Annotated in this window: 20 protein-coding genes; 16 read left to right on the top strand and 4 right to left on the bottom strand. The window is 46.4% G+C overall.

The genetic code is table 11. From position 1 onward, the window contains the following. Window positions 1–20: 20 nt before the first annotated feature. Window positions 21–716 (bottom strand): ABC transporter ATP-binding protein, encoded by a 696-nt coding sequence (locus tag AZ46_RS16630; RefSeq protein WP_029284673.1) that lies wholly within the window; start codon window positions 714–716, stop codon window positions 21–23. A 12-nt stretch (window positions 717–728) separates the two neighbouring features. Next, window positions 729–2,192, bottom strand: a complete 1,464-nt coding sequence (locus tag AZ46_RS16625; protein ID WP_029284671.1) for an ABC transporter permease — start codon at window positions 2,190–2,192, stop codon at window positions 729–731. Between the two features lie 190 nt (window positions 2,193–2,382). Between AZ46_RS16625 and AZ46_RS16620 the strand changes: the two genes are divergently transcribed. The 10 genes from AZ46_RS16620 to AZ46_RS16575 all read left to right on the top strand — a co-directional run bounded on the left by AZ46_RS16620 (window position 2,383) and on the right by AZ46_RS16575 (window position 14,356). Further along, complete coding sequence (locus AZ46_RS16620) at window positions 2,383–3,081, top strand: response regulator transcription factor (protein WP_029284669.1); 699 nt, start codon at window positions 2,383–2,385, stop codon at window positions 3,079–3,081. After that, the gene (locus AZ46_RS16615) at window positions 3,078–4,478 is read left to right on the top strand and encodes a sensor histidine kinase (protein WP_029284667.1); all 1,401 of its coding nucleotides are present in this window, start codon (window positions 3,078–3,080) and stop codon (window positions 4,476–4,478) included. The genes AZ46_RS16620 and AZ46_RS16615 overlap by 4 nt, the downstream gene beginning before the upstream one ends. A 251-nt stretch (window positions 4,479–4,729) precedes the next feature. Then, window positions 4,730–6,319, top strand: coding sequence for a peptide chain release factor 3 (locus tag AZ46_RS16610; RefSeq protein WP_029284665.1), 1,590 nt, complete (start codon window positions 4,730–4,732; stop codon window positions 6,317–6,319). A 15-nt stretch (window positions 6,320–6,334) separates the two neighbouring features. Next, complete coding sequence (locus AZ46_RS16605; RefSeq protein WP_029284663.1) at window positions 6,335–6,574, top strand: DUF2198 family protein; 240 nt, start codon at window positions 6,335–6,337, stop codon at window positions 6,572–6,574. Between the two features lie 245 nt (window positions 6,575–6,819). Further along, a complete protein-coding gene (gene uvrB / locus AZ46_RS16600) occupies window positions 6,820–8,802 on the top strand; it encodes an excinuclease ABC subunit UvrB (RefSeq protein WP_029284661.1) in 1,983 nt (660 codons plus the stop codon). Between the two features lie 6 nt (window positions 8,803–8,808). Next, window positions 8,809–11,685 (top strand): excinuclease ABC subunit UvrA, encoded by a 2,877-nt coding sequence (gene uvrA / locus AZ46_RS16595; protein WP_029284659.1) that lies wholly within the window; start codon window positions 8,809–8,811, stop codon window positions 11,683–11,685. A gap of 602 nt (window positions 11,686–12,287) precedes the next feature. After that, a complete protein-coding gene (locus AZ46_RS16590; RefSeq protein ID WP_029284657.1) occupies window positions 12,288–12,608 on the top strand; it encodes a DUF4870 domain-containing protein in 321 nt (106 codons plus the stop codon). Window positions 12,609–12,659: 51 nt separating this feature from the next. Then, a complete protein-coding gene (locus AZ46_RS16585) occupies window positions 12,660–13,778 on the top strand; it encodes a DUF4097 family beta strand repeat-containing protein (RefSeq protein ID WP_029284655.1) in 1,119 nt (372 codons plus the stop codon). A gap of 6 nt (window positions 13,779–13,784) precedes the next feature. Then, entirely contained in the window at window positions 13,785–13,985 is a 201-nt protein-coding gene (locus AZ46_RS16580) for a PspC domain-containing protein (protein ID WP_029284653.1), read from the top strand. A 2-nt stretch (window positions 13,986–13,987) separates the two neighbouring features. Next, complete coding sequence (locus AZ46_RS16575) at window positions 13,988–14,356, top strand: phage holin family protein (RefSeq protein WP_029284651.1); 369 nt, start codon at window positions 13,988–13,990, stop codon at window positions 14,354–14,356. 26 nt (window positions 14,357–14,382) lie between these two features. On the opposite strand, the gene mscL is transcribed toward AZ46_RS16575, so the two are convergent. Next, window positions 14,383–14,766 (bottom strand): large conductance mechanosensitive channel protein MscL, encoded by a 384-nt coding sequence (gene mscL / locus AZ46_RS16570; RefSeq protein ID WP_029284649.1) that lies wholly within the window; start codon window positions 14,764–14,766, stop codon window positions 14,383–14,385. A 113-nt stretch (window positions 14,767–14,879) separates the two neighbouring features. On the opposite strand from mscL, the gene AZ46_RS16565 reads away from it, so the two are divergent. Further along, window positions 14,880–15,785 carry a metallophosphoesterase gene (locus AZ46_RS16565; RefSeq protein WP_029284647.1) on the top strand — a complete coding sequence of 302 codons (906 nt, stop codon included), beginning with the start codon at window positions 14,880–14,882 and terminating at the stop codon, window positions 15,783–15,785. Between the two features lie 33 nt (window positions 15,786–15,818). Here AZ46_RS16565 and AZ46_RS16560 read toward each other — a convergent pair whose 3' ends face one another. Continuing rightward, window positions 15,819–16,514 (bottom strand): N-acetylmuramoyl-L-alanine amidase, encoded by a 696-nt coding sequence (locus AZ46_RS16560; RefSeq protein WP_029284645.1) that lies wholly within the window; start codon window positions 16,512–16,514, stop codon window positions 15,819–15,821. Window positions 16,515–16,797: 283 nt separating this feature from the next. Between AZ46_RS16560 and hprK the strand changes: the two genes are divergently transcribed. The 5 genes from hprK to AZ46_RS16535 are packed head-to-tail and all read left to right on the top strand — an operon-like array spanning window position 16,798 to window position 20,694. Continuing rightward, window positions 16,798–17,733 (top strand): HPr(Ser) kinase/phosphatase, encoded by a 936-nt coding sequence (gene hprK / locus AZ46_RS16555; protein ID WP_029284643.1) that lies wholly within the window; start codon window positions 16,798–16,800, stop codon window positions 17,731–17,733. 22 nt (window positions 17,734–17,755) lie between these two features. Beyond that, window positions 17,756–18,574, top strand: a complete 819-nt coding sequence (lgt, locus tag AZ46_RS16550; protein ID WP_029284641.1) for a prolipoprotein diacylglyceryl transferase — start codon at window positions 17,756–17,758, stop codon at window positions 18,572–18,574. Window positions 18,575–18,578: 4 nt separating this feature from the next. After that, the gene (locus tag AZ46_RS16545) at window positions 18,579–19,529 is read left to right on the top strand and encodes a nucleoside recognition domain-containing protein (protein WP_029284639.1); all 951 of its coding nucleotides are present in this window, start codon (window positions 18,579–18,581) and stop codon (window positions 19,527–19,529) included. Continuing rightward, window positions 19,519–20,160: a pyrophosphatase PpaX gene (ppaX, locus tag AZ46_RS16540; protein WP_029284637.1), complete on the top strand. Its 642-nt coding sequence runs from the start codon at window positions 19,519–19,521 to the stop codon at window positions 20,158–20,160. Before AZ46_RS16545 ends, ppaX begins: the two co-directional genes overlap by 11 nt. Before the next feature lie 3 nt (window positions 20,161–20,163). Beyond that, window positions 20,164–20,694 (top strand): acyltransferase, encoded by a 531-nt coding sequence (locus AZ46_RS16535; RefSeq protein WP_029284635.1) that lies wholly within the window; start codon window positions 20,164–20,166, stop codon window positions 20,692–20,694. Window positions 20,695–20,938: the final 244 nt, after the last annotated feature.

Raw genomic sequence — 20,938 nt, 5'->3', positions numbered from 1 at the left:
AGCCAATTTGAAGACGGCCATTAACGGTTCATTAAAATCCCGTTTTCCTTTACAGTAAAGCTCCTTTTAGAAAGCTTTACCGTAACATCGGAGATCTCGGCAATGCTTGGATCATGTGTAACAACGATGATGCATTTATTTTCATCATGGGCAAGAGACTGAAACAGGCGGACAATGTCTTTTGCGGTGTCCTCATCAAGATTGCCTGTCGGCTCATCGGCGATAATCAGATCGGATTCGCAGGAAAGGGCTCTGGCAATGGAAACGCGCTGCTGCTGACCGCCGCTGAGTGTGAGAACTTTCTGGCGGGCCTGCTTTTCGGTGATGCCCACTTTCGTAAGCATCTCTAAGGCAAAAGTTTTTTTGTCTTTTTGTTTTGATCCTGTAATTTCCATGGCTGTTGTCACATTTTGCAGAGCCGTCATATAGGGAAGGAGATTGTAGGACTGAAAAACAATGGATACATGCTTATTCCGAAAGTTGGCAAGTCCAATTTTCTTTATCGTTTTTCCTTCATACAGCACTGATCCTTCCTTTGGGAGATCGAGGGCACTGGCCAGTGCAAGGAAGGTGGTTTTACCTGAACCTGAAGGGCCGACAATTGTGTAAAAGCTTCCTTTGTTAAAGCCGATTGAAATATCGTTTAAAATGACATGCTTTTTATTTTCATGATGATACCAGTAGCTGACGTTTTCAAATTGCAGCAGGTTTGTCATAGTGTGTTCCTCCTAATCTTGTTTTGTTAAGATTGTTTTAGGCTGAAGTCTCAAGACTGACAGTGCCGGTATTATGGCAGATATGACTGCAATCAGAAGTCCGATTCCAAACAACATGCCAAGGTCGCTGCCTGTGACTTCAATTTCCATTTCCTCAATCGGTTCAGCGCTTGCTGCGGCATTACCGCTGCCAAGCGGTCCGCCCATACCCATTCCGCCTCTCCCTCCGCCAAACGAAGCAGGATTTGATGCTGTTTCTTCAGCTTGTGAAAGCTCCTGTGACAGCAGCTGATCTCCGAACTGCTTTGCCACAGCCTGGCCTGAAATGGAGGAAACGCCAAGGGCAATAATGGCAACAATCAGGATCTCAAACAGAAACTGGCCGACGAGCTTCCATCGCTTTTCGCCGATTGCAAGCAGAACGCCCATTTCATATTTCCGTTCGCGTATTGACATCATGATAATAAGCGCCAAAATGACTGCACCTGCAATCGTCACTAAATAAACGACATTTTTTGAAAAAGAGGCGACATTGTTGATTGGCCCGATCATCTGCTGGTACGTCTGGTCATTGGCACCCAGTTTAAACGTGTCAAAATCTATGCTGCTGTTTTCTTTGGCTTCAGAAATAAAAGAATCTATTTGCTCAGGATCATTCATGTAATAGATGGCTTGGTCAATCGTCCCTTCATAATCGGAGCCTTTAAGCCCGGCAGCTTTCGTATAAGGCACATAAAGCTGATTATAAGGATTCATGGCAGATATATTCCTCCCGCCAAGATCAGTGCTTGCGGCAGCTGTTTCGTAGATGCCGACAATCTCCAGTTCCAATGCGGTTTCTTCTTCGCTCGCTGCTCCTTTAACTGTCAGTGTTTCTCCGACAGCAAGCTCGTTCTCCTCAGCAAGCGTCTTTTCAATAACGGCCACATTTTTATCGATATCCGCATCTGTGAGGTGACGGCCTTCAGTCAGAACAGATTCGCTGTTTAAAAAGGCCTGAACAGAGTCAGTAAACATCACTCCCTGCAAGGTAACATCCGCTGAAATCATGCCGCCTCCGACCATTCCGCCGCGACCCTGATTTTCTTCTGCTGTGTCAGAGGATTCATTTTCGATTGGCTCAAAGCTGCTCGCTGCAGCGAATGTTGACGATAGGAGGTTATATCCTTTTACTTGAGAATAAGATGCAAGCTCTTCAGCTGCTTTTTCAGGAATCGGCACAGGCTGAAACCTTACTCGCCCTCCTTGCTCCGTACTTTCGCTTCGCTGCTGTTCCATCATTTTTTCCATGTCCACATTCAAGGTCACTTCACCGCCGAGAGATTCTCTTGCAAGGACGCTTGATTTTTCAGCAGCCGACTGAATGGACAGGCCCGATAAAACAAACACGCAAATAACAGTAAAAATAAATACCTGCAGCAGGCTTTTTCCGGCCCGTGCTTTCACACTTAAAAAACCGCGTTTGATAAAATTCATATGTTTTCTCCTTTTCCTGTAATTGGGGCCATATGCTCCGGCTTTTACAGATTAATGAGGAAACATGAACAAACTGTGTCAAATCTGTTTCCTAAGTTTTAAAAAACAGGGAACAATTTAGAAAATAGTTGCGAAACGATGAAATTCACTTTACTTTGAATAGAAAGTGATCGATTTGGAAGGTGAAGAAATGAAAGTTTTAGTAATAGAAGATAATCAGAGCGTCAGTGAGATGCTTGAGATGTTTTTTTCAAAAGAAGGCATTGACGGTGCTTTTATAAAGGATGGACTGGAAGGGTACAAAGCCTATAAGCAGGAGGACTGGGACGTTCTGATCATCGACTGGATGCTGCCGGGGATGGACGGGGTTTCGCTCTGCCGGAAAATCAGGGAGGAAAAGGGAACGGTTCCCATCATTATGCTGACAGCCAAAGACAGTGAATCAGATCAGGTTCTCGGACTTGAAATGGGAGCGGACGATTATGTGACAAAGCCGTTCAGTCCGCTTGCGCTGATGGCACGGATTAAAGCTGTATCAAGGAGACACGCAGCCGCGAGGACGCCTAAAGAAGAAACAGATTCCTTAGAAACAGTTAACTTTAAAATTAATAAGCAGACACGCGAGGTTCTTCTTGATAACGGGAAAATAGAAAACCTTACGCCAAAAGAATTTGAGATGCTCTGCTATTTTGCAGAGCATCCGCGACAGGTTTTCACGCGAGAGCAGCTGCTTGAGAGGGTATGGGGCTATCAGTTCTACGGAGATGAGCGGACCGTCGATGTGCATATTAAGCGGCTCCGAGCAAAACTCGGCACGAAAGCGCGCCCTTTTTTCCATACGGTCTGGGGAGTTGGCTATAAATTTGATGAAACGGCCGGATCCGAATGAGAATTAAATATCTTTACCAGCTGTTTTTAAGCCACATCAGCATTCTGATTATCGCATTTATGATTTTAAGTCTGGTTGTTGCGCAATACGCGGAATCCTTTGTTTATGAAAACAAGGTAGAGGAGCTTGAACAGTACGGAGACAGAATCCTCGCAGATGTTAAAAACAACAGAGGGGAGCAGGCGCTTAAAGAATATGATCGTGTTTTAAGTGCACGCGCCATCCGCTTCAGTTTGTTTGATAATAAAGGAATGATTTTTTATCCGTACTCCGGAAATGCGCCAAGATTTCAGCCGACAGACGAGGAATGGGAAAATCTGAAATCCGGCGAACGGATAGTGGTCAAGCATGAAATCAAGCGGTTCGACCAGGAGGTATCGCTCGTTGCCCTGCCGTATATAGAGAACGGCTCGCTGTCGGGAGGGATCCTGCTTGTATCTCCAATTAAAGGTTCACGGGAGACAATCAGTGAAATCAACAGATACCTGCTTTACACAATCCTTATTTCGCTCTCTGTTTCCTTGCTGCTCAGCTGGATTTTGTCCAGTCTTCACGTGAAGAGAATTCAGCGGATCAGAAACGCGACGTCTATGATCGCTGAAGGGAAATATGACATCTCCGTGCCGACTTCTACAATCGACGAGATTGGCGAACTGGCCAACGATTTTAATATCATGGCCGGCCGGCTGAAAAAATCAAATGAAGAAATCGAGAGTTTAGAGAACCGCCGGAGAAAATTCATGGCGGATGTATCACATGAACTGAGGACACCGCTCACGACCATCAGCGGTGTGATTGAAGGGCTGAAAAACAACATGATTCCGGAAACGGAAAAAGACCGGGGACTGCAGCTTGTGAGTCAGGAGACAAAACGGCTGATCAGGCTCGTAAATGAAAATCTGGATTATGAAAAAATCCGTTCAAACCAGGTGAAGCTTTTTAAAGAAAAGATTCAGCTGATTGAGGTTTTTGAAATTATAAAAGAACATTTAGAGCTGCAGGCAGAAGATAAAAATGTCCGGCTTGAGATTGCTTCAGATGCTGATGCAGAGGTTTACGCCGATTATGACCGGCTCATCCAGATTCTTATTAACATTACGAAAAACAGTATTCAGTTTACAGAGAGCGGGACCGTTTGCCTTCGGGGCAAAAGGGGGTATAAAGAAACCATTATTACAATAGAGGACACGGGAATTGGCATGGATCCAGAGGAAGTGAAAGCCATCTGGCAGCGGTTTTACAAGGCGGACATGTCCCGCACAGGTCATCAGTTCGGGGAATTCGGCCTGGGCCTCTCAATAGTAAAGCAGCTTGTCCTCATGCATAACGGAGAAATTGATATTGTCAGCAAAAAGAATCAGGGAACAACATTCATCCTCAAATTTCCAGAGAAGTAGAGAGCGCTGTTCATACTTTGTTCATACTTCTCTGGTAAACTGATTACAAATATGACTGAAAAATAGGAAAGGGGACGAGATTTATGAAAAAGAAGGATACGGTCTTCATTCTTGTAGGCGCTGTCATTATGGCTGCGGTCAATGTTCTTTTTTTCACAGCTCCTGTTTAAAGAAAGTCCGGGCTGAAATTGTTCTATTGCTCTAAATGTGATATATTTCAAACGAAGTAAACTTTGTGAGGGTAATCATATATGAGCATAGATAATGAAATTTCAAAGAGACGGACGTTTGCCATCATCTCCCATCCTGATGCCGGTAAAACAACGTTAACAGAAAAGCTCCTGTATTTCGGGAAAGTGATTCGCGAAGCAGGAACAGTAAAAGGGAAGAAGACCGGCAAGTTTGCCGCTTCCGACTGGATGGAAATCGAGAAAAAACGCGGCATTTCCGTTACATCAAGTGTCATGAGTTTTCCTTATCATGACTTCCACGTTAATATCCTTGATACTCCTGGACACGAAGATTTCAGTGAGGACACCTACCGCACACTGACGGCAGTTGACAGCGTTGTGATGATCATCGACTCCACTAAAGGGGTTGAGCCGCAGACGATCAAGCTGTTTAAAGTCTGCCGCATGAGAGGCATTCCTATTTTCACCTTTATTAATAAACTTGACCGTGAAGGCAAAGATCCGCTTGAGCTTCTGTCTGAAATTGAAGAAGTGCTCGGCATCGAATCCTATCCAATGAACTGGCCGGTTGGAATGGGCAAGCGGTTCCTTGGAATCATTGACCGCGAGCAGCACACAGTCGTTCAGTTTAAAGGAAACGAGCAGGAGGAAATCATTCCTGCAGCTGAAGTGGAAGGCAGCGAAATCGGCAGCCATCCGACGTACCTTGAAACGCTTGATGAGCTTGAGCTGCTTGAAGAAGCCGGAAACCAGTTCGACGCTGACCGTGTGAAACGCGGAGAACTGACGCCTGTTTTCTTCGGAAGCGCGCTGGCAAACTTCGGGGTAAAATCGTTCTTTGATGTGTTTCTTCAGTATGCCGTTCCTCCGCAGCCAAGAAGAACAAATCAGGGCTTTATTTCTCCTGAAACAGAAGAATTTTCAGGCTACATCTTTAAAATACAGGCCAACATGAATCCGGCTCACCGCGACAGAATCGCCTTCCTTCGTGTGTGCTCAGGACGATTTGAGCGAGGCATGAGTGTTCAGCTGAGCAGAACGAACAAAACGCTGAAGCTGAATCAGACGCAAGTTTTTATGGCCAAAGACAGAGAAACAGTTGATGAAGCGTTCGCGGGCGATATCATCGGAATCTATGACCCGAACGTCTATCAGATCGGGGACACGCTGACAGCCGGCAAGGAAGGCTATCAGTATGATGAGCTTCCGCAGTTCCCGCCTGAGATGTTCAAAAAAGTGCGCGTGAAAAACGTCATGAAAGCAAAGCAGTTCCGCAAAGGAATTGAACAGCTTGTTCAGGAAGGCGCCATTCAGTACTTCCGCCAGGATTCTACTGATGATATTATCCTCGGCGCAGTCGGACAGCTTCAATATGAAGTGTTCGAATACCGCATGAGAGCGGAATATAACGTTGAAATTGAATTCGTGCCAATGGGCGACCGCATTCCAAGGTGGATCGGCAACGACAAGTTTGAAAAACGATTCTTCGATTCAAGAAGCCTTCTTGTCCGCGACCGCAATGACCAGTTTGCCGTTCTGTTCGAAAACGAATTTACCTTCAGGCATTTCAGTGAAAACCATAAAGAGATTCAGCTGATCGATCTTCTGCAGGAAAATGACTATCAAAGCTATTCGGCTACAGATAAATAAGCGGGGGCTGATTGAATGCTATTGAAAGCAGCTCTGGCTCTCGTCCTGCCTTTTGTCATTCTCACGCTGTTTGCGCGCGTGACGTATAATCACTACGTGGCAGCGGTGCTGACAATCGCCCTTCTTGCTGCAGCCTATTCAAAGGGCTACATGGATTCCTGGCTGCTTATCGCTCTTGACGCGGTGTCGGTTATCGCAGGCTTCCTGTACGCAGCAAAAATGGCCAAAAGGACGAGAAATGAAAAGACCAATTAGAACCTGTTCCCGGTGGGAGCAGGTTTTTTTGTTTTCTATAAAACACCCTTCCGGTTTACCTCCCTCTCTAAAAAGGTATTGAAATAAGAAACACAAGCATTTAAATAGCTTTTTCAGGCGATAATGATAAAATCAAACCAAATTGTCGAAAGAAAAATACGAACTATCGTTCGTATTTTTAGTGTTTTTCTCTGTGATTATGGTAAAATATGAATACTGATTACATACGAATGGAGGTCCTCCTGTTGAGCGATCGTTTTGAGTTAGTATCAAATTATAAGCCGGAAGGCGATCAGCCAGCGGCGATCAAGCAGCTCGTCCAGGGCATTAAAGATGGGAAGAAGCATCAGACGCTTCTTGGAGCAACAGGCACCGGGAAGACGTTTACCGTTTCAAACGTCATTCAGGAAGTGAACAAGCCGACGCTGATCATCGCCCACAATAAAACACTCGCCGGACAGCTGTACAGCGAGTTTAAAGAGTTCTTTCCGAACAATGCAGTCGAATACTTTGTCAGCTACTATGACTATTACCAGCCGGAGGCCTATGTCCCGCAGACGGACACATTTATTGAAAAGGACGCAAGCATCAATGATGAAATCGATAAACTGAGGCACTCCGCTACCGCCTCGTTATTTGAACGGAAAGATGTCATCATCATTGCCAGTGTATCCTGCATCTACGGCCTCGGTTCTCCTGAAGAATACCGCGACCTGGTCGTTTCTTTGCGCACGGGCATGGATATTGAACGCAATCAGCTTCTCCGGAAGCTTGTGGATGTGCAATATGAACGCAATGACATTGATTTTAAGCGCGGAACGTTCAGGGTGCGCGGGGATGTTGTGGAGATTTTCCCTGCTTCAAGAGATGAACAGTGCATCCGGGTTGAATTTTTCGGGGATGAAATTGACCGCATCCGCGAGGTCGATGCGCTGACCGGCGAAATCCGCGGCGACCGCGAGCATGTCTCGATCTTCCCGGCATCCCACTTCGTTACCCGCGAGGAAAAAATGAGAGTCGCGATTGGAAACATTGAAAAAGAGCTTGAAGAGCGGCTGAAAGAGCTTCATGAGAACGGAAAGCTGCTTGAAGCGCAGCGTCTTGAGCAGCGTACGAGATACGACCTTGAAATGATGCGGGAAATGGGCTTTTGCTCAGGGATTGAGAACTATTCAAGGCACCTGACGCTCCGCCCGGCCGGTTCAACGCCTTACACGCTTCTCGACTTCTTCCCGAAGGATTTTATGATTGTTGTCGATGAGTCACATGTGACGATTCCTCAGATCAGAGGCATGTTCAACGGGGACCAGGCGAGAAAGCAGGTGCTTGTCGATCACGGATTCCGTCTTCCGTCGGCCAAGGATAACCGTCCCCTTCAGTTTGGCGAGTTTGAAGAGCATATCAACAACATCCTGTTTGTATCTGCAACTCCAGGACCGTACGAGCTTGATCATACACCTGAAATGGTGCAGCAGATTATCCGTCCGACAGGGCTTCTTGATCCGACCATCGACGTCAGGCCGATTCAGGGTCAGATTGATGATCTGATTGGGGAGATTCATGCCCGAATTGAGCGCAACGAGCGAGTCCTCGTTACGACCCTCACGAAGAAAATGTCCGAGGATCTGACCGATTACCTTAAAGACATCGGAATCAAGGTTAACTACCTGCATTCTGAAATCAAAACGCTCGAGCGGATCGAAATTATCCGAGAGCTGCGCCTCGGGAAATTTGATGTTCTTATCGGAATCAATCTTCTCAGGGAAGGACTCGACATCCCTGAGGTGTCTCTTGTCGCCATCCTTGATGCGGATAAAGAGGGCTTCCTGAGATCGGAACGCTCGCTGATTCAGACGATTGGACGTGCTGCCCGGAACTCAAACGGCCACGTTATTATGTATGCCGACAAAATGACGAATTCCATGGAAATTGCCATAAATGAAACAAAACGCCGCCGTGAAACACAGAAGGCATTCAATGAAAAACACGGCATTGAACCGAAGACAATCCAGAAAAAAATTGCCGAGACGATTCGCGCTGTTATTGCCCCGGAAGATGCGGAAGAACTGGAATCAGCTCTTCCAAAACTCGGCAAGCTGTCTAAAAAAGAGCGCGAAAAAGTCATACAGCAAATGGAATCAGAGATGAAAGAAGCGGCTAAAGGGCTCAACTTCGAGCGTGCTGCCGAGCTTCGTGATCTGATACTAGAGCTTAAAGCGGAAGGATGAAACTAGATGGCACTCGATAAAATTAGTGTGAAAGGTGCGCGCGCTCACAATTTGAAAAACATAGATGTGACGATTCCGCGGGATAAGCTCGTTGTTCTGACAGGCTTATCGGGCTCCGGAAAATCGTCGCTTGCGTTTGATACGATTTATGCAGAAGGGCAGCGGAGATATGTTGAATCTCTCTCTGCCTATGCCCGCCAGTTTCTCGGGCAAATGGATAAACCGGACGTTGATTCCATCGAAGGGCTGTCACCTGCCATTTCAATCGACCAGAAAACAACAAGCCGGAATCCCCGTTCCACAGTAGGAACAGTAACGGAAATTTATGATTATCTGAGACTTCTGTTTGCGCGCGTTGGAAGACCAACGTGTCCAAACCACGATATTGAAATCTCATCCCAGACAATCGAGCAGATGGTGGACCGGATCCTTGAGTATCCTGAGCGGACAAAGCTTCAGGTGCTTGCGCCAATTGTCTCTGGAAGAAAAGGAACACATGCGAAGGTGTTTGAAGACATCAAAAAGCAGGGCTACGTTCGCGTCCGTGTCGACGGGGAAATGATGGAAGTCGGCGATGAGATCAGCCTTGAGAAAAACAAAAAGCACACGATTGAAGTTGTGATTGACCGGATTGTGATAAAAGAGGGAATTTCAGCCCGTTTAGCTGATTCTCTTGAATCAGCCCTCAGCCTTGGGGAGGGCAGGGTTGTCATTGACATCATCGGTGAGGAGGAGCTGTTGTTCAGCGAACATCACGCCTGTCCGATCTGCGGTTTCTCAATCGGCGAGCTTGAGCCGAGAATGTTTTCGTTCAACAGCCCGTTCGGCGCCTGCAATGAATGCGACGGACTTGGCACAAAGCTAGAGGTGGATGTTGATCTTGTCATGCCGAATAAAGACCTTTCTTTAAAACAGCATGCGCTCGCACCGTGGGAGCCGACAAGTTCGCAGTACTACCCGCAGCTGCTTGAAGCAGTGTGCAATCACTACGGTGTTCCGATGGATATTCCGGTCAGGGATATTCCGGCACATCTATTAGATAAAGTTCTCTACGGCAGCGGCAGTGATGAAATCTACTTCCGCTATGAAAATGACTTTGGTCAGGTGCGCGAAAACTACATTCAGTTTGAAGGGGTTATCCGGAATGTGGAACGCCGCTATAAAGAGACAAGCTCTGATTACATCCGCGAGCAGATGGAGAAATACATGGCTCAGCAGGCATGTCCTAAATGTAAAGGACACAGGCTTAAAAAAGAGAGTCTTGCCGTGCTTGTTGACGGGAATCATATCGGAAAGGTCACAGCTCTTTCTGTCCATGAAGCCATCGCTTTCTTTGAAAGCCTGAATTTAACGGAAAAAGAAATGCAGATTGCAAGACTGATTCTCAGGGAACTTGAGGAGCGGCTTGGATTCCTGAACAATGTCGGCCTTGATTATCTGTCGCTCAGCCGCGCTGCCGGCACTCTTTCCGGCGGTGAAGCCCAGCGTATTAGACTTGCCACGCAAATCGGCTCTAGGCTGACAGGAGTTCTGTACATTCTGGATGAGCCGTCGATCGGTCTTCATCAGCGGGATAATGACAGGCTGATTCAGACACTTCAAAGCATGAGAGATATTGGAAATACGCTCATTGTCGTCGAGCATGATGAAGATACGATGATTGCAGCGGATTACTTGATTGATATAGGACCGGGCGCAGGAGTACACGGCGGGCAGATCATTTCCGAAGGCACGCCTGAGTACGTTATGAATGACAAGAATTCTTTGACCGGACAATATCTGTCGGGCAAAAAATTCATTCCTCTGCCGGTCGAGCGCCGCAAACCTGACGGAAGATTTATTGAGATTAAAGGAGCAAGCGAAAACAACCTGAAGAACGTCTCAACAAAATTTCCTCTTGGAACATTTGTGGCCGTAACAGGCGTTTCCGGTTCGGGAAAGAGTACACTTGTGAATGAAATTCTCCACAAGTCCCTTGCCCAAAAACTGAACGGCGCCAAAACGAAGCCCGGTGAGCATAAGGAAATCAAAGGAATTGAAGAGCTTGATAAGGTCATTGACATCGACCAGTCTCCAATTGGACGCACGCCGAGGTCAAATCCTGCCACATATACGGGAGTGTTTGACGACATCCGTGATGTGTTTGCTACAACAAATGAAGCAAAAGTGCGCGGCTACAAAAAAGGGCGTTTCAGCTTTAACGTTAAAGGCGGACGCTGCGAAGCGTGCCGCGGTGACGGAATAATTAAAATCGAGATGCACTTCCTTCCTGATGTGTATGTACCGTGCGAAGTGTGCCACGGAAAACGCTACAACCGCGAAACACTTGAAGTGAAGTACAAAGACAAAAACATTGCGGATATTCTTGAAATGACGGTTGAGGACGCAGTATCCTTCTTCGAAAATATCCCGAAAATCAAGCGGAAGCTACAAACCATTTACGATGTTGGACTTGGCTACATCACACTCGGACAGCCGGCAACCACTCTGTCCGGAGGAGAAGCGCAGCGCGTGAAGCTTGCTTCTGAGCTGCACCGCCGCTCAACAGGACGCTCTCTTTATATTCTTGATGAGCCGACAACAGGTCTTCATGTAGACGACATTTCAAGACTTTTGAAAGTCCTTCAGCGTCTCGTTGAAAATGGAGATACCGTGCTTGTCATTGAACATAATCTGGATGTCATCAAGGCAGCGGACTATCTCATCGACCTCGGCCCTGAAGGCGGAGATCACGGAGGCCAAATCGTCGCTTCAGGTACACCGGAAGAAGTAGTAAAAGTAAAAGGCTCCTATACGGGCAAATATTTAAAACCGATCCTCGAACGTGACCGCGAACGGATGAAAAAAGCATTAAAAGAAAAAGAAGCGGTTGCGAAAGCTTAACAGACCCAGCCCCTAGCCTAATAAGGCGGGGGCTGTTTTTTTTATTTGGGGATTGTTTCTTTTTGCAGTCGGCTTGATGACACAAAACACTATAGGATGGAACCATCAAGCGGTGGAATTTCCGTCTTGGTGGCACTTATCTCGGAGATAGGAACCATCAAGGGGTGGATTTTTCATCTTGGAGGCACTTATCTCCGGGATAGGAACCATCAAGCTATGGATTTTCGTTTTTGGTGGCACTTATCTCCGGGATAGGAACCATCAAGGGGTGGATTTTCGTTTTTGGTGGCACTTATCTCCGGGATAGGAACCATCAAGCCATAGATCTTCCGCTTTGGTGGCACTTATCTCAGGGATAGGAACCATCAAGCCATAGATTTTTCACTTTGGTGGCACTTATCCCCTGGATAAGAACCATCAAACCACAGTTTTTCCGTTTTGACAGCACTCATCTCCGAGTTTGCAACCATTTTCCCCATCCAAACCCACTCAACTCGCCCCTGAAATGACCTGCGGTATATGCTTTTCTGCCTTCAGCCCAAAAAAAGAATGAAACTTATCTTTCACTCAGTCGTATACTTGTTATAAGGAGCTGACATGAATTGAACACAAATAAACTCTTATCCTCACTTTGTTATTTCAGTATCTTTTTTGCCCCGTTTTTATTTCCGATTATCGTGTACTTTATTGCAGATGAGCACGATGTGAAGCAGCATGCCAAAAAGTCGCTGTTCTCTCATTTAGTTCCGCTCTTGACGCTGATTCTGCCGTTTTTCATGATGCTGTTTGCAGGTCTTGCAGGTTCTCCTGAGGCACTGGCGGTCGGGATTGTGATTTTCGGGTTCATTCTGATTGGGGTTGTCAACATTGCGGTGTTTGTTTACAACATTGTGCAGGGAATTAAAATATTGAAAACCGTATAAGCTTTGAGATGACTCAAGGCTTTGCCATTACATAATTAGGGGGAAGGAATTGTGAAGGATCAGAAGAAACGCATCTTGGAATTGGTTGAGCAGGGTAAGCTTTCAGCAAGCGAAGCGTTAACTCTCATTGAAGGTCTTGAATCAGAATATGCCCAAAAAGAAACGGCATCTATGGCCGATCATGCTGGTTTTGGCGGGCCGTTTGTTGAAAAAGAAAAAGCTGCGCCATCCTCTGCCCTGTCGTCAAAACTTGCCTTGTTTATTGATACAGCTGTAAAAAAAGTCAAAGAACTCGATATCGATTCCGCCGTTAAAAAGGTGAAAGAAATGGATCTTGATTTGAACTTTGGCCATTCGGTCAGTGTTCAGCATGTTTATCACTACGAAAATGCGGATATCCGCGATTTGGACATTCAGATTTTAAACGGAAGTGTCACGCTGCAGTCATGGCCGCAGCAGGACGTCCGTGCAGAATGTGATATCAAAGTATACAGGGCTGAAAATGCCGAACAGGCGAAGGGAATCTTTGTCCAAAACACGAACTGCAGCCTTGATGATGGCGCATTCCGTTTTTATACAGAAAAGAAAACCGTTAAAGTCAGCATGACTCTATATTTACCGGAAAAGCAATATGAGCTTGTAAAAATTAAACTGTTTAGCGGTCCGATACGAGGGGAAAATTTAAAGATAAAAGATTTTCGCACTAAAACAGCCAACGGTCTCATCTCCCTTTATTCATTCAAGGGAGAAAAGCTTGAAGCTGAAACCGCAAACGGCCAGATCAGACTTGCCGGAATTGAAGCTGCTCATACAGAAGCAGAAACCATCCACGGCATGATTCAATTTGAAGGGAAATCAGAGAGGCTTGATGTCCAGAGCTTCAATGGCAACATGGTGCTGAAGCTTGAAGAGCAAACATGCCGCACGCTTTATGCCAAAACCGCGACTGGGAACGTGGAAGTTCTTCTTCCCGTCCAGACAGCCATTAACGGCGAACTGAAATCAAATCTGGGATCCGTTTCTGCTGATCTGCCGGATCTTGAAGTGCTCTATGAAAAGAATGAATCCATGCAGAAAGAACTGCGTGTTAAATCAGCTGCACAGGCAGGACCGGTTATGAATCTGATTGCAGATTCAAAAACTGGTTCCATTACGCTGAAAGAGAGGTAATTCACTATGAAGAAGAAATTGTACAGATCGCAATCGAAGAAAATGATCAGCGGGGTGCTTGGCGGACTTTCGGATTATGTCGGCATCGATACAACTCTTTTGCGGATTTTATTTGTGATTCTCCTGCTTACAACAGCTTTCTTCCCGTTTGGCCTTATCTATGTAGCGATGGTCTTCCTTGTGCCGAATGAAGGAGATGTCAGATAGCCATGATTAGATGGGCAGTCAGTATCCTGGTCAATGCATTAATATTAATTGTTGTATCGGGATATTTTGAATCTTTTCATATTAGCGGCGTGGGTGCTGCGATTTTAGCAAGCTTGCTCATTTCCGTCTTAAACATTTTAGTGAAGCCCTTTTTGATCCTGCTTACACTTCCTGTTACGGTCCTTACTCTCGGTCTGTTCCTGTTTGTCATCAATGCCATCACACTGATGATTGCGCAGGGGATTATGGGGGACTCGTTTAACATTGACGGTTTTGGCACCGCGGTGCTTGCTTCAATCGTGATTTCCCTGCTTCACCTGCTGATTCAAAAAGGGGTTGTAGAACCCCTTAAGGAAAGTAAGAAGAAATAGAAAAGGCGGACATTTGTCCGCCTTTTTTAATGCTCTCTTTCCTGCTGAGTTTTAAGTAGGTCACGAATTTCAGTCAGGAGCTTTTCCTCATTCGTAAGAGTCGGGACAGGCTTTTGCTCGTCCTTTGTTTTAAATCGCTCAAAAAAGCGGACAAATAAGAACACAGAAAACGCAATGATGAAGAAATCGATGATGGTTTGAATGAAGGCGCCGTATTTTACGATTGCTTTTCCAAAGGCATAGTCGAGTCCGGAAAAGTTTACTCCTCCAATAAGGATCCCGATCAGGGGCATGACGATGTCATTGACAAGGGATGTGACAATTTTGCCGAAAGCTGTACCGATGATGACCCCGACAGCAAGGTCAATGACGTTGCCTTTTATGGCAAACTTTTTAAAATCTTTTAGCATAGATCTGTCTCCTTCTCCTGTTTTTCCATCTCTAGTATAGACCAATGAGGGCAAATGTAAATCCGCAAACATAAGGAGAACGCTTGTGGGCACGCTATTAATGGGTGAATGTCATGAAAAAAATCTGTTTTGCCGTTATGCTTCTATTTAGTTCTCTATCAGCCGGGCCGGCGTATGCAGCCATTTCTTTTGAAGAAGGAGATGAGACGGTTGTCTGGCTCACGGATACACAGTATTATGCAAAAACCTACCCTGAAATCATGATCAAGCAAATTCAATGGATTATTGAAAACAGGGATCAATACAATATTAAATATGTTTTCCATACAGGCGATCTTGTGAACGAACCGAATGATGAGGTGCAGTGGGAACGGACTGATCAGATCATGAAGATGCTTGATATGACCCGTATTCCCTATGGTGTTCTGGCAGGAAACCATGACCTCGTTCACGGAGATGATCCGTACCGGGTGTTTACAGACAATTTCGGCTATCACCGGTTTATCAGGCAGCCTTTTTACGGGGGCTCGTTTGAAAATAACCGCGGCCACTACGATCTGCTGACGATCCAGAATCAGCCCTATATTATGATTTATATGGGCTTTGAATTAAACCGCGGAGCGATTAAATGGCTGAACAAAGTACTCAGGGAATACCGCGGCCACAAAGCGATCCTTGCCTTTCATGATTACTTGAACTTTAAAAGTGAACGCAGTCCGGCCGGGGAGGAACTCTATCAGAAAGTGGTTTTAAAGAACAAAAATGTCCAGCTTGTTTTATCAGGACACTACTACGGCACCGGGTTCCTTGAAAGCCGGTTATCGCCTGAGCAGAGGGTCTTTCAGATGCTTGCCAATTATCAGGCGGAAAAGCACGGCGGCAACGGATTTATGAGACTGCTCTTTTTTAAGCCGGATCAAAATCAGATTCAAGTTGATACGTATTCTCCTTATTTGAATAAATTCCGCTCTAAAAAGAAGCTTCCAAAAGAGCGCTTCCTGCTTGAATTAAAAGAATAAAGACAGCCTGTGCGGCTGTCTCTGTAAGTTTGGCTATTCAGCAATTACGATGACGCTGTACCCCTTGCTTCTAAGTTCATTTGCCAGAGCATCTGCGTTAGCTTTATTTGCAAAAGCCCCAACCTGAACTTTGTAAAGCTTGCCGGGTGCGGGAGGAGGGGCAGGCGGTGCTTTTTTCTTCAGCTTGTAAAAGGCGGCAAGAGCTTCTGTGATGGCTTCCGCACAGAGTTTCCGGTAGGCCGCTGATTTCAGTGCCTGTGCTTCCTCCTGATTGGTCATGAAGCCGCATTCAATCAGGATCGCCGTCATCTTTGTTTCGCGCAGAACATGGAAGTTTGCTGCTTTTACCCCGCGGTCTGTCCGCTTCGATTTTTCAATCAGTTCTTTTTGAACGGCATTTGCAAGTGCGAGTGCCTGCTGCGGCCTGGAATCATGTACATATGTCTCAATTCCTTTTACGTCGTTCCAAGCGGTGCCGCTGCCGAATGCATTCGCATGGATCGAAACAAATACATCCGCAAGTTCCTTATTGGCTTTGTCCGTTCTTTCCTGCAGCGGGACGTCACGCGCGTCTGAATGGGTAAACAATACTGTGACATTTTCATAGCCTGCAAGGAGAGTTTTCATTTCATTTGCCACAGCACGGTTGAATTCGTATTCTCGCGTCCCGTCTACAGTCCGTTTTCCGGGCGTAGTGTAGCCGTGTCCGGCATCAATGGCTATTTTCACGTGCAGTCCTCCTAGTAAAAATCTTTTCTCTAGTAATATATGGCGTTCGGTATGGTAGAGTAGCGGTGTTTGTCCCCGCCCTCTTATAAAAAGTTGAAGACCGGGGAATCCCGGTTTCCGTTTAAAAGGCAAAAGTGCTAAAATAAGAAGGGATTTTAGTTCTCTTACTTAATCAGTAAAAATGCATGAATGCAAGAGTCGGGATCTTGATTCCGCGCCAGTCAGGCAATGGATTTATGCGCATAAAATACGTTCTATTTTTAGAAAAAAAGGAGGAACTTGCATGGCGAAAGTTCGCACGAAAGATTTAATAGAAAAGTTCCATTTAGAGCTCATCAGCGGTGAAGAAGGTGTTAACCGGCCGATTACGACGAGTGACCTGTCCCGCCCGGGTTTGGAAATGGCAGGATTTTTTACATACTATCCGAAAGAGCGCGTCCAAATACTCGGAAAAACAGAATTGACATTTTTTCAGAAGCTGACGGACGAGGAAAAAGTGAAACGCATGGATCAGCTCTGCACGGACTCTACTCCGGCTATTATTGTCTCACGGGAGATGGAGATTCCAAAAGAACTGACAGATGCATCTGAGGAGAAATCGGTGCCCGTTCTCCGTTCCCCGTTAAAAACAACACGCCTATCAAGTCATTTGACGAATTTCCTTGAAGGGAAGCTTGCGCCGACAACGGCTGTGCACGGTGTTTTGGTTGACGTGTACGGAGTCGGTGTCCTGATTGTCGGAAAAAGCGGCGTGGGGAAAAGTGAAACCGCTCTTGAACTTGTGAAGCGCGGCCATCGCCTGGTTGCAGATGACTGTGTAGAAATACGCCAGGAGGATCAGGATACGCTGATCGGGAATGCACCTGACTTGATTGAGCATCTGCTTGAGATCCGCGGTCTTGGCATCATTAACGTCATGACGCTTTTCGGAGCAGGCGCAGTCCGCAGCTATAAACGGATTACCCTCATCATCGATCTTGAAATCTGGGATCCGAAAAAGCAATACGACCGACTTGGTCTTGATGAAGAAAAAATGAAAATCATTGATACGGATGTTCCAAAGCTGACAGTTCCTGTCCGTCCCGGAAGAAACCTTGCCGTTATCATTGAAGTGGCCGCGATGAACTTCAGGCTGAAGCGCATGGGTTTGAATGCTGCCGAACAGTTTACAAATAAATTAACGGATGTCATAACGGATACAGAGCACGATGACGCATAATCATCTATAGGGGGAAGAAAGCATGGAGGAGAATTTTACGCCGATTGATCCGGTGTTTCTGGAGCTTGGACCTATTCAGGTGCATTGGTACGGCCTGATCATTGGAGTGGGGGCGCTGCTCGGCTTGTGGCTTGCGGTGCGCGAGAGCGAGAGAAGAGGGCTTCATAAGGATACATTTGTTGATCTTGTCTTATTTGCCATTCCGATTGCGATTATTTGCGCGCGGATTTACTACGTGATTTTTCAATGGGACTATTACTCTCAGAATCCGGGAGACATCGTGAAGATCTGGAACGGCGGCCTTGCGATCCACGGCGGTCTGATCGGCGCATTTGTGACGGGCTTTATTTTTGCCAAAGTGAAAAAAATCTCCTTCTGGAAGCTTGCCGATATTGGCGCGCCGAGCATCATCTTAGGTCAGGCAATCGGCAGATGGGGTAATTTCATCAACCAGGAAGCACACGGAGGCGAGGTTACCCGCCAGTTCCTTGAAGGGTTATATTTGCCGGAGTTTATTATTAATCAGATGTATATTGACGGGACTTACTATCACCCGACGTTCCTGTATGAATCACTGTGGAACTTTGCCGGATTCGCCGTTTTGATGCTTCTCAGAAAAGCGAATCTGCGCCGCGGCGAGCTGTTTCTCACCTATATCATCTGGTATTCAATCGGACGTTATTTTATCGAAGGCATGCGGACGGACAGCCTGATGCTGACGGAGTCACTCCGCATCGCCCAGGTCATTTCACTAGGTTTGATTGCCGTTGCGGTTGCCGTTTTGATTTTCAGAAGAGTCAAAGGCTATTCAAAGGAACGCTATTTAGAATCAGCTGAATAAGGGGATGTTTCTGATTACTAGCTTAAAAAAGGGATTTCAGGCAGGGCTTCAGACAACTTGGACACTTGGAAAAGTGATTTTTCCCGTTACGCTGATTGTCAGCCTGCTTCAGCACACACCGGTTCTGCCATGGCTGATTAAGCTGATTCAGCCGGTCATGGGAATCTTCGGGCTTTCAGGGGAAGCGGCCATTCCGCTTGTGCTTGGCAATATGCTGAATCTGTATGCGGGAATTGCTGCGATTTTAACGCTTGATTTATCAGTTAAAGAAGTATTTATTTTAGCGGTTATGCTTTCTTTTTCACATAATTTGATTATTGAATCCACGGTGGCTGCCAAAGTCGGCATCAAAATCTGGGTGATTCTCCTTGTCAGAATCGGTCTTGCTGTCAGCTCGGCGATTATGATCAATCTCCTGTGGAAGGGCGGAGCGGAGACGGCTCAGTACGGGTTTATTCCCAAGCAGGCGGCTGCTCCGGAAGGCTATTTGGAGATTGGTTTAAGCGCTGTTCAAAAAGCAGGTCTTGGCATCGTGCAGCTGGCGCTTATCGTCATTCCGCTTATGATTATTATTCAGTATTTAAAGGACAAAGGTTTCCTGACAGTCTTTTCAAGATGGATGGCCCCTGTAACAAGAATGCTCGGCATGAAAGAAAATACCTCTATGACGATGGTTGCGGGTTTAACGATTGGCCTCGCATATGGTGCCGGGGTTATGATCAAGGCGGTGGAAGAGGACGGGGTCAGCTACAGGGACTTGACGCTTGCCTTTATTTTTCTCGTGTCCTGCCATGCCGTTGTTGAGGATACGCTGATCTTTGTTCCGCTCGGCATTCCTGTGCTGCCGCTTTTGATTATCAGGATCGTGACAGCGGTGCTGCTGACAATGGCAGTCGGGGCGATCTGGGACAGATTTGAACATACAAGCAGAAAGGAAGCAACTTATGAAAATTAACACCGTATTGTTTGATCTGGACGGAACATTGATCAACACAAATGACTTAATTATTGAATCATTTCTTCATACGCTCAACCTCTATTATCCAAATCAGTACGGAAGAGACGATGTGCTGCCGTTTCTCGGGCCGACTCTTCATGAGACGTTTGTGAAAATGGATCCGATGCGAGTTGATGAAATGATCAGCACGTACCGCACGTTTAACCATGATAATCATGACAAGCTTGTCACTCAGTTTGAAACGGTGTACGAAACGGTTCAGGCGCTGCATGAAAAAGGCTTCAAGCTCGGCATCGTGACAACGAAAATCCGGAATACCGTCAATATGGGCCTTGAGCTGACCGGACTCGGCAAGTTCTTTGAAACGGTCGTCACGCTTGATGATGTGAAAAATGCTAAGCCTCATCCAGAACCCGTCCTGCTCGCTCTTGAAAAGCTGAATGCTTCACCAGTCGAGGCGATTATGGTCGGGGACAATTACCATGATATTGATGCAGGCAAGGCAGCTGGCACAAAAACAGCAGGTGTAGCATGGACCATCAAGGGAGCAGCATATCTGGAAGGCTTTCAGCCGGACTACATGCTTAACAAGATGAGCGATCTGTTAAGCGTGCTTGGAGAGGAATAACTCTTGAGAAGAACGACGAGATACCCTGTTAAAGGCCCGAACTCACTTTGGCACGTTTATAAAACCGTTCCGTTCTGGAAGGTTGTACGCAATTTCACCGTCATCCAGCTTGCGCGCTACACGCCGTTTCTATCCATGAAAAACTGGATGTACCGCAGACTTCTCGGAATGAAGGTCGGCGAGCAGACATCCTTTGCCCTGATGGTGATGCTTGATGTCATGTTTCCGGAAAAAATCAAAGTCGGCAGAAATACGGTCATCGGCTACAATACCACGCTGCTTGCCCACGAATACTTAATCCGGGAATACAGGCTCGGGGACATCGTAATCGGAGACGAAGTCATGATCGGCGCAAACTCCACCGTTCTCCCCGGAGTAGAAATAGGCGACGGCGCCATCGTCTCTGCCGGCACCCTTGTCCACAAGGACGTACCAGCCGGAGCATTCGCCGGAGGCAACCCGATGAGAATCATTTACACAAAAGAACAAATGGCAGAACGGAATCAAAAAGATCCGCTCCGCGAAAAACAATGACACTGGCTGCGGCCGGTGTTTTTTTATAGTCTTTTTGAATTGCAAGAAAAAGTTTTCGGATGTAAGTGGAGTGAGAGATTTATTGTGAGAGAAGTTGGATATAAGTGGATTGCAGCGGAAGAAACTTGACTCCTGCGGGATGAAGAGGACACGGGAGATCCCGGAAGCGCAGCTGAGGAAGCTCCCGGTCCTCCCCGCGGAAAGCAAGTTTCTGGAGCGGAAAGGAACGTGTACAGCTGCAATC

The sequence above is a fragment of the Metabacillus indicus LMG 22858 genome, from assembly GCF_000708755.2.
Lineage (GTDB): Bacteria > Bacillota > Bacilli > Bacillales > Bacillaceae > Bacillus_P > Bacillus_P indicus.
Note: the sequence above shows the minus strand (reverse complement) of the source record. Positions and strands in the feature narration are given on the sequence as shown.